This window comes from Sphingomonas bacterium, assembly GCF_903642285.1.
Classification (GTDB): domain Bacteria; phylum Pseudomonadota; class Alphaproteobacteria; order Sphingomonadales; family Sphingomonadaceae; genus Sphingomonas.
Genome location: NZ_CAHJWJ010000008.1, coordinates 71998 through 90272 on the forward strand (window position 1 = coordinate 71998; position 18275 = coordinate 90272).

General features: G+C 64.6%; 17 protein-coding genes and 4 pseudogenes. 5 read left to right on the forward strand and 16 right to left on the reverse strand.

The genetic code is table 11. From position 1 onward, the window contains the following. Window positions 1–6: 6 nt before the first annotated feature. The 4 genes from HUU99_RS06015 to HUU99_RS06030 are packed head-to-tail and all read right to left on the reverse strand — an operon-like array spanning window position 7 to window position 2970. A complete protein-coding gene (locus HUU99_RS06015; protein ID WP_174285672.1) occupies window positions 7–549 on the reverse strand; it encodes a methylamine dehydrogenase light chain in 543 nt (180 codons plus the stop codon). Between the two features lie 31 nt (window positions 550–580). Beyond that, complete coding sequence (locus HUU99_RS06020) at window positions 581–1183, reverse strand: redoxin domain-containing protein (RefSeq protein WP_174285673.1); 603 nt, start codon at window positions 1181–1183, stop codon at window positions 581–583. A 17-nt stretch (window positions 1184–1200) separates the two neighbouring features. Next, complete coding sequence (locus HUU99_RS06025) at window positions 1201–1710, reverse strand: MauE/DoxX family redox-associated membrane protein (RefSeq protein WP_254602956.1); 510 nt, start codon at window positions 1708–1710, stop codon at window positions 1201–1203. A gap of 21 nt (window positions 1711–1731) precedes the next feature. Continuing rightward, a complete protein-coding gene (locus HUU99_RS06030) occupies window positions 1732–2970 on the reverse strand; it encodes an amine dehydrogenase large subunit (RefSeq protein WP_254602957.1) in 1239 nt (412 codons plus the stop codon). A 269-nt stretch (window positions 2971–3239) separates the two neighbouring features. On the opposite strand from HUU99_RS06030, the gene HUU99_RS06035 reads away from it, so the two are divergent. Next, window positions 3240–3710, forward strand: coding sequence for a c-type cytochrome (locus HUU99_RS06035; protein WP_174285675.1), 471 nt, complete (start codon window positions 3240–3242; stop codon window positions 3708–3710). 10 nt (window positions 3711–3720) lie between these two features. On the opposite strand, the gene HUU99_RS06040 is transcribed toward HUU99_RS06035, so the two are convergent. Together HUU99_RS06040 and HUU99_RS06045 are read right to left on the reverse strand one after the other, a co-directional pair. Beyond that, window positions 3721–4878 carry an MFS transporter gene (locus HUU99_RS06040; protein WP_174285676.1) on the reverse strand — a complete coding sequence of 386 codons (1158 nt, stop codon included), beginning with the start codon at window positions 4876–4878 and terminating at the stop codon, window positions 3721–3723. Window positions 4879–5076: 198 nt separating this feature from the next. Beyond that, window positions 5077–7086 (reverse strand): tetratricopeptide repeat-containing sulfotransferase family protein, encoded by a 2010-nt coding sequence (locus tag HUU99_RS06045; protein ID WP_174285677.1) that lies wholly within the window; start codon window positions 7084–7086, stop codon window positions 5077–5079. Between the two features lie 299 nt (window positions 7087–7385). On the opposite strand from HUU99_RS06045, the gene HUU99_RS06050 reads away from it, so the two are divergent. From HUU99_RS06050 to HUU99_RS06060, 3 genes and pseudogenes are all read left to right on the forward strand, one after another. After that, window positions 7386–10064 (forward strand): TonB-dependent receptor, encoded by a 2679-nt coding sequence (locus tag HUU99_RS06050; RefSeq protein WP_174285678.1) that lies wholly within the window; start codon window positions 7386–7388, stop codon window positions 10062–10064. A 241-nt stretch (window positions 10065–10305) separates the two neighbouring features. Next, window positions 10306–10801: pseudogene (locus HUU99_RS06055) on the forward strand (IS110 family transposase); the annotation flags it as partial. A 55-nt stretch (window positions 10802–10856) separates the two neighbouring features. Then, a pseudogene (locus tag HUU99_RS06060) lies at window positions 10857–11344 on the forward strand (transposase); the annotation flags it as partial. Here HUU99_RS06060 and HUU99_RS06065 read toward each other — a convergent pair. The 4 genes and pseudogenes from HUU99_RS06065 to HUU99_RS15535 form a co-directional block, all read right to left on the reverse strand. Beyond that, a pseudogene (locus HUU99_RS06065) lies at window positions 11343–11577 on the reverse strand (transposase); the annotation flags it as partial. The pseudogenes HUU99_RS06060 and HUU99_RS06065 sit on opposite strands and share 2 nt — an antisense overlap. Window positions 11578–11675: 98 nt before the next feature. Beyond that, a complete protein-coding gene (locus HUU99_RS15525) occupies window positions 11676–12005 on the reverse strand; it encodes a hypothetical protein (protein ID WP_254602958.1) in 330 nt (109 codons plus the stop codon). A 57-nt stretch (window positions 12006–12062) separates the two neighbouring features. Then, complete coding sequence (locus HUU99_RS15530) at window positions 12063–12563, reverse strand: hypothetical protein (RefSeq protein WP_254602970.1); 501 nt, start codon at window positions 12561–12563, stop codon at window positions 12063–12065. A gap of 79 nt (window positions 12564–12642) precedes the next feature. After that, window positions 12643–12885: pseudogene (locus HUU99_RS15535) on the reverse strand (Arm DNA-binding domain-containing protein); the annotation flags it as partial. Window positions 12886–13213: 328 nt separating this feature from the next. On the opposite strand from HUU99_RS15535, the gene HUU99_RS06075 reads away from it, so the two are divergent. Continuing rightward, window positions 13214–14014, forward strand: a complete 801-nt coding sequence (locus HUU99_RS06075) for a DUF72 domain-containing protein (RefSeq protein WP_174285679.1) — start codon at window positions 13214–13216, stop codon at window positions 14012–14014. Here the strand turns inward: HUU99_RS06075 and HUU99_RS06080 are convergent. The 6 genes from HUU99_RS06080 to HUU99_RS06105 form a co-directional block, all read right to left on the reverse strand. Further along, window positions 14011–14964: a hypothetical protein gene (locus HUU99_RS06080; RefSeq protein WP_174285680.1), complete on the reverse strand. Its 954-nt coding sequence runs from the start codon at window positions 14962–14964 to the stop codon at window positions 14011–14013. The two genes, HUU99_RS06075 and HUU99_RS06080, sit on opposite strands and share 4 nt — an antisense overlap. 30 nt (window positions 14965–14994) lie before the next feature. After that, window positions 14995–15633 (reverse strand): uroporphyrinogen-III synthase, encoded by a 639-nt coding sequence (locus HUU99_RS06085; protein ID WP_254602959.1) that lies wholly within the window; start codon window positions 15631–15633, stop codon window positions 14995–14997. 11 nt (window positions 15634–15644) lie between these two features. Beyond that, window positions 15645–16556, reverse strand: coding sequence for a hydroxymethylbilane synthase (hemC, locus tag HUU99_RS06090; RefSeq protein ID WP_174285682.1), 912 nt, complete (start codon window positions 16554–16556; stop codon window positions 15645–15647). Between the two features lie 102 nt (window positions 16557–16658). Next, window positions 16659–17348 (reverse strand): hypothetical protein, encoded by a 690-nt coding sequence (locus HUU99_RS06095; RefSeq protein WP_174285683.1) that lies wholly within the window; start codon window positions 17346–17348, stop codon window positions 16659–16661. Window positions 17349–17375: 27 nt separating this feature from the next. Further along, on the reverse strand, window positions 17376–17591 hold the full coding sequence (locus HUU99_RS06100) for a helix-turn-helix domain-containing protein (protein WP_438827177.1): 216 nt from the start codon (window positions 17589–17591) through the stop codon (window positions 17376–17378). Between the two features lie 12 nt (window positions 17592–17603). After that, the gene (locus HUU99_RS06105) at window positions 17604–18119 is read right to left on the reverse strand and encodes a DUF2975 domain-containing protein (protein ID WP_174285685.1); all 516 of its coding nucleotides are present in this window, start codon (window positions 18117–18119) and stop codon (window positions 17604–17606) included. Between the last annotated feature and the right edge of the window lie 156 nt (window positions 18120–18275).

Sequence of the window (18275 nt, forward strand, 5' to 3'; positions counted from 1 at the left end):
GAGCTTTTATTGTGCCGCACCGACCAGCACCGCGGTGGAGCAGTGATACTCCATGCTGCGCGTGCCGAAGCACCAGATGACGTTGTTGTTGAGCTGCGGCACGTAAAGCTGCGTCGCGCGATCGGTATTGTCGCAATTGCACTGGCCGCAGGCCGGCTTGCCGCAACAATCGCGGTACGCGATCAGATACGCCTTGCCCTGGTCGGGATTGATGCAGGTGCCGACCCAAGACACCGGCGACGGCTGCGCACCCGCCGGGCACGCATTGACCGCACCGCCGCAGCAGCTGCAGAGCGATCCGTCGATCGCGCAATAGCGCCAATAATCGCACTTGGTGTCGTCCTTGGTCTGGGCCGACCGCGCGAAGCTGGTCTTTCCTTCCAGCGACCGATCGGGCTTCTGCGCCTGGGCGCGACTGACCGGCAGCAAGGGGAAGACAGGCGCGGCGACCAAGGCGACGCCCAGTTTCGACAACATGCTCCGTCGTGACGTAGCGCCGGCAAATCGCCGCAGCAGCCGCTCACCGATCGCATCGACCTTCGTGTTCATTGGAAATGCCCCTTTTGGTAGATGGTCACGGTCACGCGGTCTTGACCTTGAGGCCGTTGATATAATCCTGGACCGAGCGCAGCCCGAGTTCATGCGCTACGATCAGGCTTTCCAGATGCTCGCGGCTGTTGACGAGGCCCTTGGACAGGACGGTGCCGGCGGCATCCATCAGCACCGCATAGGGCAGCTTGTCGACGTGGAAGGCGAGCCCCGCCTCGGCACCGTTGACGAACGGGTAGCGCTCGATCGACTGTTGCGCGATCATCTTGCGCTGCACCGCTGCATCGTCGTCACCGATGAAGACGAGTTCGACGCGTTCCGCCCGGGCGAACGACTTTGCGGCCGGGATCAGGTTCTTGCAGAGCGGACATTCCGCCGAGACGAACATCAGGAGCCGCATCGATTGATGGGTCAGCGCGCCGCCGATTTCCAGCGCCTCGCCGTCCATCGTCTTCAGGTGCATCTGCGGTGCCGCATCGCCCACCGCCGGTCCGCGGTCCCCGGTCAGGGCCCCCGCCGGCGCGACGCGCATGTGCAACACCCCGACCTGGCGGGCGAGCGCGATCAACGCCACGGACAGGCAGGCGATCACCACCCAGGACAGACCTTGCGAGACGAGAAGAGCAGTCAGCATCGGCGATATCCTATCGGTCAGGCAGGCTGCGGGCGGAAACCCGGCAGCGCCAGGAGGGCGTTGAGGAGGAGGATCAACAGGAAGAGCGTCAGGCCCGTCGCCATCGCGGCGATCCGCTCCATGACGGGCAGCGTGCCAGCGAGAAGGTTGAACGAGAGCGCGATCGCCATCATCAGGTTGCGCACCACCAGCGCGCCGTGCAGCGACTGGCGCAGACCGCCGACGCCGCATCCGCAATCGATATGGCTGCGACCGCGCCGGATGTTGATGCCGATCGCCGCGGCGAAGGCCAGCAGTAGGACCGCCGCGACGATCGGCACCCATCGGCGCTCGCCGAGCAGCAGAGCGAGCCCCACCGCCCCTTCCAGCCAGGGCAGGATGGCCGCGACGGGCGCAACCGCGATCGGCGGGAGCAGACGGTAGTTGGCGACCACGCCGGACAGCGTCGCGCGGTGGCGAAGCTTTGCCCACGCGCCCACCAGGAAGACGAGCCCCGCGCAGAACGCGGCAGCGTCACCGATCGTCAAGGCGGCCTCGTGCAGCATTCGTCAGTTGCCCATCCCGTTGCTCTTTGCCGGCGTGGGCATGGCCATCGGCGCTGTAGCCGGTGTTCCGACATCGGCCGTGATGATGAGCCCCGGCCCCGTCTTCTCGATCTTGCGCTTCTCTTCCATCGTGCGCGCGTCGAGCACGTAGGTGGTGCCCTCCTTGTCGCTGACGAAGAGGAGCGGCGTCGCATCCTGCGTCACCTCGATGGTCGACGACGGCTGCTTGAGCGGGCGCCGCTTCACGACCTTCCTAGTGGCCAAATCGAGGTCCCAGATCTCTTCGCCCGCCTCGTTCTGCGACCAATATTCGCCCTTGTGCATCAGCACGTACAGATGGCCGCTCGGCCGGTGCAGCGCCATCAATTGCCGCCCGCCGGGCAGCCAGTTGACGTCGAGCGGCTTGGCCTCGCCGGGCCTGACCCCCGCCGCCGCCTGGATCGAGAAGGGTGCCCCCACCGCAGGCGCGGCACCCATCATCGCCTGGTACACCAGGCCCGAATAGCTGATGAACGTCACCTGCTTCTTGGTCTTGTCATAGGTGAAATTACTGAAGATCGGATCGCCCGTCGCGGAGAAGAACGAGGCGGTGTGCGTGATCTTCGGCTTGCCGGTCATGGTGTCGACCGTGACCATCGAGCCGTCCGAACATAGTGCGGAGAAGCCGATCCCAGGATTGGGGATCAGGCTGGCGCAACCGGGCAGCTCGATCGCCTGCACGAACTTGCGCTTCTCCAGGTCGATCATGTTGACCGACGAGGCGGGATTGTAATTATAGGCATAGGCTGTCTTGCCATCGTCGTTGACGATAAAATTCTGCTTCTCGCCACCGATAATGATCCGGCCGGGAATCGGGATCTCGGTCTGCAACTTCAACGTCGTGCTGTCGTACACCGCGATGAAGTCCTGGCGTGTTCCGCGATCGGCCTTGGTCCAGATCGTATCCGCGACGTAGTAATATTTGCCCGCGGGATCGATCGCCATGTCCGCCCGGTTCGACGTATCGACCTCGCCGCGCATCTTGCCCGTCGCGCCGTCGAAGATACGGACGCCGCCCATGCCGAACCCGCCGCGGATATAGGCCCATTGCGGCTGCGGCGGCAGGATCGTCGCGACCGATGCCTCTTCGGCCTTCAGTTCGACGTTCGACGGCGGCGCGGCCGGCATCGGCGGCGTTTCCGTCGTCTGCGCCATGGCGGCGGTCAACGGCAGCGCGACGCTGGCCAACGCCGCAACTCTCATCCAATTCTGCCACGTGCAACCCGGGAAAGTCATGCTCTCAACCCCCTGAACGGTGCGCCTGCACCATGACCGAGCGACCATTGTCGGCACCGCCCGCATCATGCCGCCACCAAAGGCTGGACGATCGTCAAGACTTCGTCAAGCGATATTCCGGCGGTTCGTTGACGATACATTTTCATCGGTTCGGCTTGACGAAACCTTGAAGACCGACCTAACTTGAACGAGGTTCGCGGGGCCCTTGGGTGCCGGATGGTTTCGGGAGAATCACGATGCGGCTCGCTTACGCTCTAGCCATCTCGCTTGCCGGCGCGATCGCGGTTCCATCGCTCGCGGCACCCGCCCCACAGCTGTTCGCCGAACGATGCGCGATGTGTCATCAGGCGAGCGGCACCGGCCTACCGGGCCAGTTCCCGCGCCTGGCGGGGCGGGTCAACGGTATGGCGCAGACCGACCCGGGCCGCCGCTATCTGATCCTGGTCATGCTGAACGGCATGGTCGGGCAGATCGACGTCGACGGGCAGCGGATCATCGGGCTGATGCCGTCGATGGCGGCGCTGAAGGATCAGGATCTGGCTGATCTTCTGAATCACGCGATCCAGCTCGGGGCCATCGCGAAGGGCAAGAAACCCGCAGCCTTTACCGCCGGAGAAATCGCCGCGATCCGCAAGAACGGGTCGATCGGGCCGTCGGCGGTCCATGCGGAGCGGGCGAAGCTCGTCGCCAGCGGCACGGTGCACTAAGCGGCCAGGCTTAGCCGGCCAACGCGCCGTCCATCGGCGCTTGCGCAGGCGACCCGTTCTTGAACATCGCGGGCAGCAGCACCGTCGCCGCAGTACCGGCCAGCGCGATGGCACCCAGCGCGGCGAGGCCGTCCAACCGCATGGCGATGGCACCGAGCGCGGGGCCGCCCGCCATGGCACCGCATTGCACCATCGCGACGAACCGCCGGTCCCGTTCCGTCGCGCATCGCTCCATCGCCCAGGCGGAAAAGCGGATGGTCCCGAACGTCGACCCTGCATTGAACAGCGCGAGCGCGACGATATAGCCGGCCAGCCCCGTCCCCGCCGTCAGGAACAGCGGCGACACCATGGCCGCGCCGCAAACGAGCGCGGTCAGCCACGGCTCGAGTCGCGGACCCGAAAACGCCGCGACCAACGCGAGCGGCGCACTCGCGAGCGAACCCATCGCGATCGCAAAGCCGATATCGGTGTCCCGCACGTCGAGCGCCGAGCCGATCGTCGCGATATAACTCCAGAGCATCATCGTGATCGCGATCGTCAGCGCCATCGGCACGATCTCGCGGCCGAACGATCGCCCCGTCACCACGCGCCCGAATCGCTCCCCCGCTGAGTCGCGTGATCCCGCCGGCCAGAGATCATGATCGACATCCTCCTTCCGGGAAAACAGCGCGATGATCAGCGGTACCCCTGCCAGCGTCCCCAACGCGACCCCCGGGCTCCACATTACCGCGATCCAAGGCAGTCCAGCCAGGACGAGCGTCGAGAGAAGTTGCTGCGCCAGCATGATGATACCGATCGCGCGGTGGGGCCGCGCGCGCGCCGCGATCGCGACCGCATGGGCGAGCAACAGTCCCATGACCGCGCCCAGGACGAGCCGAAGGACCATGATCGCGAACAGCCCGTGGGCGACCGAAAGCGCCAAGCTCGCGCCCATCCCGAGCGCTGGCCCCGCCCTGATCAAGCGCCGGGTGGCGTTGCCCGGCAACCAGCTCAGCAAGGCACCCGCCGTCATGCCGATCTGTCCGATGCTGACGATCCAGCCGAAATCCTGCGGGTCGATCGCGTGATGATCGACGAGCAAGGCGAGCGCGACGGGTTCTATGCCGGACTGCAGCGACGCCAATGTCGCGATCACCCTTGCACGCGTGCCGGCAGCTTCGAGGCCCATCGGATTTCTCCACGTCGAACAACGCGCGAGATGCGCGGCGACCTGCAGGTTCCTCTCGACCGGCCCTCTCCGCTGGGGCCACTGTGCTATCGATTATTCGACTCGACGCCCCGCTTGGCAAGCCTTTTGTGAATGCCTTGTCGTGGTATGCCGGAACAGCGGCTGCCGCCCTGCCACCGATCGATCACGGCCGATCGGCTACGCCGCATAACGATCGACCGCGTCGCCCAACGTATCGATCAGCGGCGACAGATACTCTTCGAAATGATGCCAGTGATCGACGGCATCGGTGAAGATCGGCTGGCGGACCTGCTCCGAACTGGCCGTGCGCACCGCCCGCTTGTTCTGCCAGAAGGTGACACAGCCCTCCTCGAACGGCAGCCCCAGATAGGCCAGCATCCGCGTGATCTCGCCGCGTGTGTTCTTCACCATCTTTTCGTAGATCACGCGGTGCACCGCACCGGGTGCGGCCAGATCGAACGTCGCCATGAGCGCCATGTAATCGCGGTAGTAGCGACCGATATCGACCATGTCGTAGGAGTAGGCCTGCCCGCGCGCGAAATGTTGTTTCCAAGCCGAAAAGCAGCACGATATCGGATGACGGCGGGCATCGATGACCTTGGCGTTCGGCAGGATCAGCCGGATCAGGCCGACATGCTGCCAATTGTTCGGCATCTTGTCCACGAACAACGGTTTGGCGGTCTGCCGGTGCGCGCGCGTGCGCTCGATATATTCCTCGCCCAGCCTCCGACAGTCGGCGGCCGAGAGCGAGTCGATCATCGCCTGGAAATCGGGGAATTCCCGCTCGTCGACTCGCGATTGCAGGCGTCCGGCGATGATCATCATCTCCGACAATTCCATCGTCCCTTCCACCTGGCTGTGGCTGGCGAGGATCTGTTCGACGAGCGTCGAGCCCGATCGCGGCAAGCCGACGATGAAGATCGGATCCGGCGCCTGGCAGCCGCCCCGATCCCGTTCGGAGATGAACCCCGCGGTGAACACCGCTGCGGTCGCCGCCACCTCGGCGGCGAACTCGTCGGCGTCGTGACGCACCATGGCGCGACGCAGCCGATTGCCCTGCGCGTAATGACGGAATGACGCGGCATAATCGGCACGGTCCTCCAACGCCTTGCCCAGCGAGAAATGGATGTGGAAGATATCCTCGCCATCAGGCTTCCCGGCCCGTTCCAGTACGGCGAGCGCCTGTTCCATCGCCGCGATATCGGCGTCGTCCAATCGCACGGTCTTCAGGTTGGCGAGGCTCCACCATGCCTCGCCCATGGTCGGCTGATACGTGACCGCCTGGCGATAGGAATGGATCGCGTCGGCCTGGTCGCCCAGCGTTTTCTGCACATGGCCGAGATTTTGCCAGAGCTGGGGCTCGTCGGCCTTTTGCGCCAGCAGGTCCTCATAGATCGCCTTTGCCTGTTCCTGGTGACCCAGCCGCACCATGACCGACGCCATCAGCAGCCGATGACCCGGATGCCTGATCGGCGAGGCGGTCAGCACGGTCGCCTGCTCCAGCGCTTCGGGGAGGCGATTATTCTGGAGGAGCAGGCGGATGAGAAAATCGCGCGCCATATCGAAGCCCGGTGCCAGCGCCACCGCCCGTTCGACCAAGACCATCGCGGCGGACATGTCGCCACGACGCCAGTTGATTTCGCCCAGCAGCCGGGTGGCCACCGGATCGTCGCGCGATCGGGACAGCCGCGCCTCCAGGATCGCCTCGCCATCGGCGAACCGCGCCTCGTTCATCGCGACCGCGGCGTTCAGCAACGCCGGATCGCGCGAAGAAGCGCGGACGCCCGACAGATCGGCGCGCCACGCCTGGTCGTCGCGACCGGCCTTGCGGCATTCCCGCGCGAGCAAGAACCATCCGCGGGCGACCATCGGCTGCAATCTGGTCAGGCGTTCCAGCGCGGCGATCGCCTGTCCGTGCTCGCCTGCCTCGCTCGCGGCCTGCGCCAGTTCCCATACGGCTTCCGGCATGCCCGGCTGGGACCGGACCAGATCGGCCATCCGCCGGAGCGCAACACCCGGATCGCCGGCGCGGCGAAGCGCCTGCCCTTCCACCAGCCTGGCAACCGGGTGGCCGGGATCCTTGCGCAGAATCTCCTGCGCCTGCGTTAGCGCGCGCTGCGGATTCGTTTCGAGTTGGTCGATTGCCTGCGCCAGCGACTCGCTGATGGTGCTCCGTTCGCTGGTCATTCCGGCCGTGCCTACCCCTTTTGTCCGCACTCACCCACCGCTTCTGGTACCCTTTTTACAACACATCCCTGGTTTTCGTTCCGAGCGGCCTTAGTGGATTGATCCTGCTTGACAGCATCGCGAAAGTAAATGTTAATCTAAAAACTTGACGGTCGGCCGAGATTGAAGGCTCGCCGTCGACGGGGATGAAATGGATCGCGTGCTGATGCTCGCGAGGTGCGCCGGAACTCGGCCCGACTAAAGTCGGGCGAACCGTACGTGCCGGGAGAGGAGATCATATCGAAAAAAGGGGGAAACGCATGATCAACTCCACTCGCCGGCAACTATCGTCCACGGCTCTGCTGCTGAGCGCGACAATCCTCACACCGGTCGCGGCCGCCACCGCGCAAGCGCAAGTCGCCGCGCCGCCGACGATGACAACCGTCGCCGCGCAAACGCAAACGTCCGACCCCATCCCGACCGATCAATCGATCGGCGATATTGTCGTTACCGCGACTCGCCGATCGGAAAGCATCCAGAAGGTGCCGATCTCCATGGAGGCGCTAGGCGCGGATACGCTGGAGGAGCGACAGGTCAAGGGGCTGACCGACGTCGCCGCCTTGCTACCATCCGTGTCGTTCGCCGGGATCGGGCCGGGCCGCAACACCGTCTATTTTCGCGGCATCGTTCCGGCGGGCGGCAATTACGCATCCGTCGGCTATTATCTCGACGATATCCCGATCTTCGGCACCGGGGTGCCGGATATCCATGTCTACGACATCGAACGCGTGGAAGCATTGTCCGGCCCGCAGGGCACGCTGTTCGGTGCCGGTTCGCTGGCAGGCACCATCCGCTTCATCACCAACAAGCCCAAGATCGGCGTCTTCGAATTCGGTTACGACACCGAAGGCAGTAAATATGGCGATGGCAATTTCGGTGGCCAAATCGAATCGTACGTCAATATCCCCGTGAACGACAAGATAGCGATCCGCGCGATGGGTTTTTATCGCCATGACGGCGGCTATATCGACAACAAACCGAATAATGGGAAATTCAACGACGGCAGCTCGTCCGTGCTGAACCTGGGCGATAACAATCCCGCCACGTCGTACAAGCTGGACAACTCCTCGATCGCGAAGGACAATTACAATCCGATTTATGAATATGGCGGCCGCATCCAGCTCTTGTGGCAGATGGCACCCGGCTGGGATATAACGCCGGAGATCACCGCGCAGCGGCAGATCTCGTACGGCTATTTCGGCTATGATCCCCGGGTCGGCGATCTGGATGTCCATGATTACGATCTGACCCGGCAGGACGACAAATGGTACCAGGCCGAACTGGCGATCCATGGTCATATCGGCGATTGGGATGTCGTCTCCTCGACCGGCTATTTCCAGCGCAAGACGAACCTGCGTAACGATTACACCTATTACACGGTGACGTACGACCGCTTCGGGCCAAACTATGAAAATTACCTGCAGTTCTTCAACAAGAGCGGCTGTACCGGATCAGGCGTCACCCTGAAATGCAACACGCTCATCAACCCGACGCAATATTATCATGCGACCACCACGAAGAATACCTTCACCCAGGAAGCCCGTGTGACTACGCCGAAGAGCTGGCCGTTCGACGTGACCGCGGGCGGTTTCTTCCAGTATCAAAAACAGGAGAACAACAATTATTACGCCATCCATGGCTTAGACCAGATTGCGGGCTATACCGAAGCGGGTGGAGGCGATAGCAATCCGGCGGGGTTCGGCATTCCCGTCTCGCAGGGTGGTACGCTGGTCCCCGGATCACCGGCGGTGAAGCAGGACGGCTTCTACATCAACGAGAGCAACCAATATTATCACGACGAAGCGATCTTCGCCGAGGGTCATTATAATATCACGCCCAAGTTGAAGTTCACTGGCGGGATCCGGTATTTCTGGACCAGCTACAAAGTGTTGGGCTTCAGCGGGGTAGCGGGTTCCGCGGGAAATACGGTCACGTCGCTCTATGTCCCCACCGGCACCTATGGCTGCCCGCTCCCGCTGCCCGCCGCGCGACTGCAATGCCTGAACTCGAATTTTGCAGCACCAGACGAAGTGGGCCGTTATAGCGAGCATGGCGAAACGCACAAAGTCGCGCTGGCCTGGCAATTCGATCCGTCGAAGATGGTGTACGCTAATTACTCGACCGGCTTCCGCCCGGGCGGGTTCAATCGACCACTCCGCATCAGGAACATCGGCGTCGCGACCGTTCCGCCTTATAAGTCGGAGACACTCACCAATTATGAAGTGGGCGTAAAGACGACGTGGCATAATATCTTCAGGTTCAATGCCGCGGCCTATTTGGAGCGATGGGACAACATCCAGTATAGCGTCGTCGTCTCTGGCACCCAGGGCGCGGGGATCACCGGCAACGCCGGTAAGGCACAGGTGAAAGGTGTCGAATACGATGCCGACCTCAAGCTCGGCAAGTTCACGATCTCGACATCGGGGGCCTATAATGATGCCCGGCTGAAAGGAAACTTCTGCAACTTCGCCTTCAACCCGACGACCTTGTCGATCTCGCAATTGCCCAGTTGCACGCTCGGCCAGACGGTAGCCGGCTCCAGCCCGCCCACGCCGCAGGTCGCGGCCGCCGACGGCACTCGCCTGCCCCGTCAGCCGCAGTTCAAGGGCACGTCGTCGATCCGCTACGACACGATGCTCGGCAGCTACCGCGCCTATCTTCAGGGCGCGGCCTTGTATCAGACCGGCGCGACGCAGGATTTGAACGTGTATGACGATGCGTTGCTGGGCGATACGCCAGGTTTCATGTCCTTCGATTTTTCGGGTGGACTGAAGAAAGGCAACACGACCATCGAGCTGTTCATTGATAACGCCTTCGACAAACGGGGCCAGCTGACGAAGAACACGTTCTGCACGATCACGTTCTGCTCTAATTCCTCCCGGACCTTTATCATCAAGCCACAATATTTCGGCTTGCGGTTCGGTCAGCATTTCAAATGAGGAACAGGCATCGATACGGCTGGAGACTCATTTCTTGAGCCGTTGAGAGACCAGGCGGTCGTTCCACCTGATCCAGCGCGGCCCTCCAGCCGGCTAGGTCAGGTGGATGAACGAACATGAGGTAATTGCGGAAGCGAGCTACCCCGATCAGGGATGAGGTGGAGAAGGTGGCTGTTCCCCGATAGAGGAGGTGCGGGCTCACGACTGACAGCCGGGCCCATACATCGGACGGAGAACAGCCATGGGTGAGTATATCGGGCTCGACGTATCGTTGAAAGAGACAGCCGTTTCGATCCGGCGCGGTGCCAAGCGGGTGTGGCGTGGCAAGTGCCTTTCAGACCCAGCGGCTATTGCCGCTCTGATCCGCAAGCATGCCGTCTGCCGAGCGGGTGGTGTTCGAGACGGGCCGCTCTCGGTGTGGTTCTACCATGCCCTGAGCGCGCAAGGACTGCCGGCGATCTGCATCGACGCACGCCACGCGAAGGCGGCGCTCGACATGGCCCAACGAGACGGACGCCAACGACGCGGATGACCTGGCGCACCTGGCCGAGGTCGGCTTCTACCGCGAGGTGCGGGTGAAGGGCTTCGACAGCATGCTTTCACGCACGCTGATTGCGGCGCGCACGAAGCTCGTCCGGGCGACGCTGGACATAGCAAGCCAGATCCGCGGGCTGATGCAGACGTTCGGGCTGATCGTGCCGCGTGGCATCGGCGGCAAGTTCGAGGCGAACGCTCGCTGGGCCTGTCAGGATTTCCGTGTGGGCGGGCATAATGGGTACGAGGAGTTCCCCTATGTCACGACGCAAAGAACCGACGATACCGAACGCGCTACTCGACCAGCTGCTGGCGGGCGGCACGGCCAGCGCTGCCTTTGAACAAGGTGGCTTGCTGGAGTCTCTGAAGAAGGCGCTGACCGAGCGCGCGTTGAATGCCGAGATGGACCATCACCTCGCCGGCGATGACGGCGCAGGCAACACGCGCAACGGCTACGGTCGGAAGACCGTGATGACCGATACCGGCAAGCTGGCGATCGACGTACCGCGCGATTGCCAGGCGAGCTTCGACCCGCAGCTGATTGCCAAGTACCAGCGCCGCTTCCCCGGCTTCGATGAGAAGATCGTGTCGATGTACGCACGGGGCATGAGCACCTGCGAGATCACGGGGCACCTGCACGATCTGTACGGCATCGATGTCTCGCCCGACCTGATCAGCACGGTGACGGACGCGGTGCTCGACGAGAGATCGTCACCTGGCAGCAGCGGCCGCTGGATCCGGTCTATGGCGGCGGAACGCCACCACCACGGCCTCTTCCTCGATCGTCAGCGTCGTGGACCTGGGTTCCTTGGGGCCGGTCCGCAGATCGGCCGTAGACGTCCGCTTGCGCCACTTGATGGATCGTCTTCTGGTTGACGCCATGCCTCCGGGCCAGCGCTCTCAGGCTCTCTTGACTATACTGTATCGCTCGACGGACGATCTCTGTCGTCGTGGCGCTCCCATGTAGAACCTGGCCCATAGTGCATCCTTCCACTCGCTCGCGGATAATGCACCATCAATCACCGGGACCAAACATCTATACGTTCGCTGATGCGTTCAGCGACCTGTCTTGCCGGCTCATGTTGAACATGAGCGTAGATCGCCGTGGAACGCGGATTGGAGTGAGCTAATTGCCCCGGCGAAGGCCATCGCTTCCCCGGAGGATATCGTCGTTGAACCCATCGTATGGCGAAGCGTATGAGGCGAAACACCCGGCAAATTGGCCTTCGCTATCGCGTGCTTCCAAGGCGTCTTGTATCCCTGGAAAAACCCCTCGCCCAACTCCGTCGGGAAGACATAGTCCGATCCGTCGACCCGGGTAACGCCGCGCAGAACCGCGATTGCCGCGATACCAAGCGGGCGCACCGATTTTTCCGGTTTTCGAATCGGCAAGCCGCAGGCAGCCATGCTCGAAATCGATCTCGTCCCGCTTGAGCCCCGCGATTTCATCCCGTCGACACTCCGTCAGTGCCACAGTCGCATGATATCTAGGGCCTTGGTGTTCGTGCCTTTTGCGGCAAGCCCGTCGATCGCCTCTCGGAGCCGCTGGACTTCCAGCAGCGTCAGGTATCGTTCCTTGCGATTGTCGGTCTTGCGAACTGCCGCCTTCTCGCATGGGTTACGATCGACGACTTCGTGCCGGATCGCGAAGCTGAAAACGGCGGACAGATCACGAAAGACCTTTCGAGCCGCGCGGTCGCCACCCTTCGCTGTGACGATCCGCCGTGGCCCCAGCTTTTCCTGTTTGGCCGTCTTACCTTCGGTAACATCCTTGAAGAAGCGCTCGATCTCACCTGCAGTGACCTCGCCAGCCACACGGCACCCCAAAAGCGGCACTACGTGGTGCCGCAAGCGCGCGATCGTGTAGGCCTTCGTACGCTCCTTCATGGGAAAGCCCTGACGCTTTCCCCGTTGAATGTAGCAGCCCTCCCTCTCGTAGAGGTCGACCAGCGCTGCCATCTTCATCCGACGCCGCTGCTCCTTCACGTTGGACGCAGGTGTCCTCGCCGACCGCGACGCCGCCGAGAATGACTTTTGCCTTCCGGCGAGCAAGCTCTGGGGTGAGCGGACCATGGCGGCCAATCGTCACCACCTTCTGCTCAGCCTGGCCACCGCCGCCATTCCCACGGTACTTCGCTATGAAGGTCTTGGTCCCGCTCGGCTCGACCCGCAGGCCGAAGCCGGGCAGATCACTGTCCCAGAGATGATAGCGGCGGGGCTGCTTCCCCGCGTCGTTGCAGAGTCGATTCGTCAATGCTGTGCTGCTACGTCTTACCATGGGTTGCATCCAAGGTTGCGACCGTCAGACACCACGTAGCCACCACGCCGACCGGAAAGTTGGATATGGGTATGCTATTGTCGGCGACTGAAATCAACCAACTACATGATTAAGCGTAGAAAATCGTAGAGTCGGATATGTACGAATTGGCCCTAAGCAATTTTGCCAAGGTTGGGGTCGAGGGTTCGAATCCCTTCGCCCGCTCCAGCCGCCGCCGAGATTTAGCGAAGCTGAAGCGCGATCAACGGCGGCCCGGTCGGCAGCGCCCGGCGCTGACCGACGACGCGGCTTCGCCGCGGCGCTCCACACCCATCGAACACCAAGCTATACCCACCCGATGAGCAACGCAGCGATTCGCGTCGGTATCGGCGGCTGGACCTACGAACCCTGGCGCGGGACATTCTATCCCGACAAATGGCCGCAGAAGCGCGAACTCGATTACGCCGCGAACCATGTCACCGCGATCGAGATCAACGGCACCTATTATGGCAGCCAGAAACCGGCGACCTTCGCAGCCTGGGCGAAGGCGGTGCCCGACGGGTTCGTCTTTTCGCTGAAAGCGTCGCGCTATTGCACCAACCGCAAGATATTGTCCGAGGCGGGCGAGTCGATCGCGCGCTTCGCCGGGCAGGGGATCGTCGAACTAGGTGACAAGCTCGGCCCGATCCTGTGGCAGTTCATGGCGACCAAGACATTCGATGCGGACGATTTCGCGGCGTTCCTGAAGCTGTTGCCCGCCAAGCAGGACGGCCTGTCGCTCCGCCACGCGGTGCAGGTCCGGCATGACAGTTTCGCGGTCCCCGAATTCGTCGCGATGTGCCGCGAAGCCGGCGTCGCCGTCGTCTTCGCCGATTCCGCGGACTATCCGGCCATCGCCGATGTGACCGCGGATTTCGTCTATGCGCGGCTCGAACAGGCCGAGGAACGGTTCGTCGCCGGCTATGCCCCGCAGGCGCTGGACGGCTGGGCGACCGCCGCGACGATCTGGGCGGCGGGCGGGCGACCCGACGGGCTGGCTTATGTCGAGGACAAGGCCCCGGTCCGGCAACCCCGCGATACCTTCCTGTTCTTCATCAACGGTGCAAAGGTCCGCGCGCCGCAAGGAGCGATGGCGCTGATCGAGCGGATCGGTACCTAGCGGGTCGCCATCGGCGGCACCGCCGCGTTCGCCCCCTGGGGTCCGGTGGCAGGACCGGGCTTCACCGCCGGCTGGGACGTCCCCGCCGGCTGGGGCGGTGCCGCGACCGGCTGGCCGAGGATGGCGGCGTTGTCGATCGCATCGAGCGCCTGGCGGACCAATATATAGCGCCGCGCCGCGGTCATCCAGTTGGCGGCGGTTCCCGCCCCCGGCAGGCCCGCCACTTCGCCGCGTGCCGCATCGACCTGCCCGCCGTCGAGCAACCGCCGTGCGCGCGCCAGCCGATCGACCGGCAGCGGCGACGGCGTCCCGGCCCGGCGCAGGACCACCAGGTTCGCCAACAACCGGTCGAGACTGTCGCTCCAATGCGCGTCGCTGCGTCCGGTCGCCAGATCGGCCCCGATCCCGTCCAGCCCCTGGCGAAGATCGTCCAGCGTCACCGGCGCGCGCGACGCCTGCAGCACGATCGCGACCGCGCGCGGTTGCGACTGGCCGAAGCGCACGCGCAACTGTTCCTCGAGATAGCCGAGCGCGGTGCCGCGATCGATCGCGCGCCGGGCCGCCGCCGCCACGAGCACCGATTCGGCGCGCGCCGCCTCGCCGCCTGCCGCCACCGCATCCTCCGAGACCGTCGCGGTGCGCACTTCCAGTCCGGTCAGTTGCGCGGCGAGCGTCGCCTCCCGCGTCGCCAGCAGCGCCGGGTCTGCCGGCACCGGCGTCGCGGCGGTATCGCCGGGGCCAAGCGGTTGGGCCGGCTGGAAATCCGAATTGCCCGTCCGCACCGCCGCCGCCGCATTGGTCGCAACCGGCGCGCCGAACCAGCGGACGCGCTGCACCGCGACGATGGTCAGCGCGATCCCGGCGAGCAGACCAAGCGCGACCATCGCGATCGGCAGCCCGATCCGGGGTCGGCGGGCACGCGAAGTCTCGGTCGATCGGTAGCCGTCCATAGCCGCTTATCCCCGTCCCGGTGGCAACGGTCAATCGGCGAGCCGCCGCGCCGCCGCGACGATCGCCGCGTCGGTCGGCCGGTCCGCCACCGCGACCGCCCCCCAGCCCGTCCCGGCCGCCGTCGCCACCGCCGCGCTGAGCGCCGCCAGCCGCGTATCGGCACGGCCGAGCGCATACGCCGCCATCACCGTCCGCAATCGGCACGCGGCCCGCGGCGAATGCGCCAGGACCACGCCACCGTCCAGCACCGCGAGCGCCGCTGCCGTCACGCCGAGCGGATCGGCGACATAGACGGTCACCGCGGTCAGCCGCGGGTCGGCGGCTCGGTCGCGCCCCGCAAGATGGAGCAGCCGCGGATAGCGTCGGCCGTGCGAATCCAGCAGCGCGGCGACATCGCCCTCCCCCGTCGCCGCGACGGCGAGACCGGCCTCCGCCGCCGCGGCCGCGGTCGCTTGTCCCACCGCAAGCACGGGCAGGCCCAGTGCGGTGAGCTCGGGTCCGGCGTGGCGCACCGCATTCGCGCTCGTCAGCACCACCGCGTCATAGCCCCCGGCGGGCACCGTCCAGGCGACCGGCCGCACCGCGAACAGCGGCAACGCCGTCGCCACCAGCCCCGCCGCCGCCAGCGCGGCGATCGTCCGGTCCGCCCCCGGCGCGGGCCGAAGCACGATCGCATGCCTCACCCCGCGAACAACGCCCGAAGCGCGCGCGGCGCGCGCGCGAGCAGGTCGGCCGCCAGCGCCCCGCCCAGATCCTCGTCGGGGGTTCCCTCGACCCGGCCCTCGACCGACACCTCGCCGTCGACCGCGATCAGTTCGCCGCGGATCGACAGCGTTTCCCCGGCAAGGCTCGCCAGCGCGGCGACCGGCGAATGACAATCCGCGCCGATCGCGGCCAGGAACGCGCGTTCGGCATGGATGCAGACGCTCGTTTCGGCATGGTCGATCGCACCGATGATGGCCGTCGCGGTCGCATCGTCCTGCCGTACCTCGATCCCGACCGCGCCTTGTGCGGGTGCGGGCAGCATGACGTCGGTCCCGATCGCATGGCCGATATCCGCCTGCCCAAGCCGGTCCAGCCCAGCCGCCGCCAGCAACGTCGCGTCGACCGCCCCCGCCTCCAGCTTCGCCAACCGCGTACCGACGTTGCCGCGGAACACGACGATCTCCAGGTCGGGTCGAAGCCGAAGCAGCTGCGCGCGCCGCCGCGGGCTGCTGGTGCCGACGACCGCCCCCTGCCGGAGCGCCGGAACGCTCTCCGCGCCGATCAGCCGGTCGCGCACATCGGCGCGCGGCAACATCGCGGCGATGCGGATCGCAGTCGGACGGATCGTCTCGACGTCCTTCATCGAATGCACGCAGGCATCGACCGCGCCGGCCAGCAGCGCGCGGTCGAGTTCCTCCGTCCACAACGCCTTGCCGCCGATCTCCGCGAGTGCGCGGTCCTGCACCCGGTCGCCGGTGGTCTTGATGGTGACGATTTCGATATCGTCCAGCGCCCAGCCTTGGCGATCCGCGATCGCGGCCTGCACCATATGCGCCTGCACCAGCGCAAGCGCCGAGCCGCGCGTGCCGATCCTGAAGCGAATCATGCCGCTTTCCCGGCGTTTCGGCGCGATACCGACGAGCGAGTCGGCATCATCCGATTCTCAGGCGATTGCAGGAAACGCATTCGGAAGTGGACGAAGTGGACACTACGTCCGCGCCGGAATCCCTCCCGCGCGGTCGATTGCAAATTGGACAAGCAACGCATCGGGCATGGCGTCATCGGCATGCGGCGTGAGGTGGCACGGAAAATCCAACATTGCGAGGGGGCGTTCCGACGGGAAGCGGGCTGGCCTGCCATCGCGCCCGACGATCATCCGGGCACGGCGCGCGGCGATGTCCACCAGCCGGTTTGCGGCGGCCTTCGTTCCTGAAGCGAAGTGCGCGCCGGCAGGAGATCGACCGCAGCCGTGAAACTCATCGCGCCGCCGTCCTGCACGCGATCCAGGGATCCGCCGCACCCCGAAATAGGTATCGATCGCGTAGGTCCAGGGAATGACGAAGGGGAAGATCACGACCCCGAGACATTCGTACATCGTCTCGGTCGTTGCCGCGTCGAGCCGATCGGCGGACCATAGAGGCAGGGCGACACGACAGAGCCAAAGCGTCTTCCATGCCATTTCGAAGAACAGGATCGGCAGCATCCGGAGCGGATGGCGCAGTCCCAGCACGGCGAGCGCCGACATGGCACCGAGCATGCAGACGACGACCCCTTGTCGCAGCGCCCAGGCGTGTCCGATATCGAGGATCGAGGGCCAGATCGTCAGGCCGAGCCCGACGACGAGCAAGAGATAGCCTGCGCGCAGCAGGTTCAGGCGGAAGACGGAAACGGCGGTCATGGTTCACCTCGTTGGTGGGGGTCGATTTCAGCGCGCAGCCGCGGCGTCGGAGCGTTCGAACGCGAGGATATCCGCGGGCTGGCAGTCGAGAACGGCGCAGATCGCCTCCAGCGTCGAGAAACGAATCGCCTTGGCCTTGCCGGTCTTCAGGATCGAAAGATTGGCAAGCGTGATGTCGACCGCTTCGGAAAGCTGGGTCAGCGTCATGCCTCGCCGGGCAAGCATGTCGTCCAACGTAACCATAATCGGCACGGCTCACACCGTCCCTTCGAGTTCGTCGTGCATGACCGTCCCGGCCGCGAACACGCGGGCGAGGACGAACACCATCAGCACGGCCATCCAGCCGCCCAGCGACACGCCGCCGGCCGGCGCTGCATCGCCCAGGCTCGGATAGCCGCGCGCGATCAGGGCGCAGGGCAGATCGAGCAGCTGAAGCGCGAGCAGCGCCCAGCCGACTCGGTGCAGTCGACCAGCATTCGCGGCGACGAACGGCGTACCCGACCGCACGCTCGCGACGATGTCGCGCAGCGCGCGGAGCAGGACGAAGGTCGCCAGCGCCATCACGAGACCGACCAGGAGGAGCAAACGCATGCCCGCGGTCCGCTCGGCAAGGTCGATGCCGGCCCCGAGCAGCAGGATGGTGAATCGCTGGCCCATAAGGGCGGATGCCGTCAGGCCGATTACGACTGCGGCCAGGAACAGCGCGTTCAAGGCGATGCCAATTCGGATCACCAATAATGTTGCCGTCGTCAGTCGTCGGGTCTGATCCATGTGATCGGCTCCTCTTATCGATAATCAATAAGACAACCGCCAAAGCAGGTCAAGACGTTTATTGTTTATCGATGCGACGGGAAGCTTGCCCTACCGTCCCCTTCCCTAGCGTTCGCCACGCCCGGCTTGTCCGCCATCGCCGATCGGGCCTAGGGC

Coding starts and splice junctions, on each gene's coding strand:
- HUU99_RS15525 (WP_254602958.1), bottom strand. CDS start 12,005: ATGGCTGCCTGCGGCTTGCCGATTCGAAAACCGGAAAAATCGGTGCGC.
- HUU99_RS06040 (WP_174285676.1), bottom strand. CDS start 4,878: ATGGGCCTCGAAGCTGCCGGCACGCGTGCAAGGGTGATCGCGACATTG.
- hemC (WP_174285682.1), bottom strand. CDS start 16,556: ATGATTCGCTTCAGGATCGGCACGCGCGGCTCGGCGCTTGCGCTGGTG.
- HUU99_RS06035 (WP_174285675.1), top strand. CDS start 3,240: ATGCGGCTCGCTTACGCTCTAGCCATCTCGCTTGCCGGCGCGATCGCG.
- HUU99_RS06050 (WP_174285678.1), top strand. CDS start 7,386: ATGATCAACTCCACTCGCCGGCAACTATCGTCCACGGCTCTGCTGCTG.
- HUU99_RS06020 (WP_174285673.1), bottom strand. CDS start 1,183: ATGCTGACTGCTCTTCTCGTCTCGCAAGGTCTGTCCTGGGTGGTGATC.
- HUU99_RS06100 (WP_438827177.1), bottom strand. CDS start 17,591: ATGGTTACGTTGGACGACATGCTTGCCCGGCGAGGCATGACGCTGACC.
- HUU99_RS06045 (WP_174285677.1), bottom strand. CDS start 7,086: ATGACCAGCGAACGGAGCACCATCAGCGAGTCGCTGGCGCAGGCAATC.
- HUU99_RS06095 (WP_174285683.1), bottom strand. CDS start 17,348: ATGACCGCCGTTTCCGTCTTCCGCCTGAACCTGCTGCGCGCAGGCTAT.
- HUU99_RS06015 (WP_174285672.1), bottom strand. CDS start 549: ATGAACACGAAGGTCGATGCGATCGGTGAGCGGCTGCTGCGGCGATTT.
- HUU99_RS06030 (WP_254602957.1), bottom strand. CDS start 2,970: ATGAGAGTTGCGGCGTTGGCCAGCGTCGCGCTGCCGTTGACCGCCGCC.
- HUU99_RS06105 (WP_174285685.1), bottom strand. CDS start 18,119: ATGGATCAGACCCGACGACTGACGACGGCAACATTATTGGTGATCCGA.
- HUU99_RS15530 (WP_254602970.1), bottom strand. CDS start 12,563: ATGAAGATGGCAGCGCTGGTCGACCTCTACGAGAGGGAGGGCTGCTAC.
- HUU99_RS06080 (WP_174285680.1), bottom strand. CDS start 14,964: ATGGACGGCTACCGATCGACCGAGACTTCGCGTGCCCGCCGACCCCGG.
- HUU99_RS06075 (WP_174285679.1), top strand. CDS start 13,214: ATGAGCAACGCAGCGATTCGCGTCGGTATCGGCGGCTGGACCTACGAA.